1 protein-coding gene is annotated in these 437 nt (G+C 60.4%); it reads right to left on the bottom strand.

Annotation, left to right across the window (positions count from 1 at the left end):
- Positions 1-208 precede the first annotated feature (208 nt).
- A partial coding sequence (locus A3754_RS05435; protein ID WP_156496824.1) for a transposase occupies positions 209-437 on the bottom strand: 229 nt, incomplete at its 5' end.

The raw sequence follows: 437 nt of genomic DNA, 5'->3' as shown, positions 1-437 counted from the left end.
CAGGAGCTCCTCTCGGGGTGCGAACCGGGCGAAGCAACAGCGGTTTCCATCCGGGAAAACCGGGCGGATCAGGAACGCCTGATCGCCCTCCCGGGCGATTTCCTCGCTGCGCTCGGTTCGCCCCCTGGAAGGGATCTCCTACAGCAGCTTCGTAGAACCAATGGACCAGCGTGTAGATACCGTCTCTCCCAATGAACCACAACCCCTCTCAAACGGGCTGTGGTTCATATTCTTTCTGGTGCGCCAGCACGCCGTAAGCGATGTGCACCAGTTTTCTCATGGCCGCGCCCAGCGCTGACATCTTTCGTTTGCCTGCAGCACACAGCCGTTGATATTGGCGCCGAATGCTGGGGTTATGCCGCATCGCCACAACGGCACCCATGTATAACTTTTGCCGCAACGCGGGGTCGCCATTCTTCGAGAGCCGCGGCGCGTGC

The organism is Alcanivorax sp. HI0083 (assembly GCF_001635175.1).
This window is presented reverse-complemented; position numbering and strand designations above follow the sequence as displayed.